Genomic DNA, 272 nt, shown 5'->3' with positions numbered 1-272 from the left:
ATCAAAAATTTGACTCCGTTCTATTCTAGCCTTTGCATATTAGCATACGCCGGATGTCAAACATATAAATAGTAAACGGAATCTTACCCATCCATTATATTCAAATTCAGATTTTATTTCCTGTAAATCCAGCAAACATCTACCATCTTTATTCAATCCGCAATCATGAAAATATTCACTCCAGCATTCGTACTGATGGAGTTCGCTATCTCCCAAGCCATTGCTGCACCTGCAGGTAAAGTCTTCCTCTTTCGGTTGTACCTCTACAATCC

At 38.2% G+C, this 272-nt stretch carries 1 protein-coding gene; it reads right to left on the bottom strand.

What is annotated here, in order from left to right; translation table 11 throughout:
- Window positions 1-39: 39 nt before the first annotated feature.
- Window positions 40-272 (bottom strand): hypothetical protein (locus KVT28_RS25145; protein ID WP_217550888.1); only part of this gene is annotated, 233 nt, incomplete at its 5' end.

Source organism: Pantoea sp. GbtcB22, from assembly GCF_019091025.1.
GTDB classification, from domain to species: domain Bacteria; phylum Pseudomonadota; class Gammaproteobacteria; order Enterobacterales; family Enterobacteriaceae; genus Pantoea; species Pantoea leporis.
The sequence above is the reverse complement of the archived record's forward strand: the minus strand, read 5'-3'. Positions and strand labels throughout refer to the sequence as shown.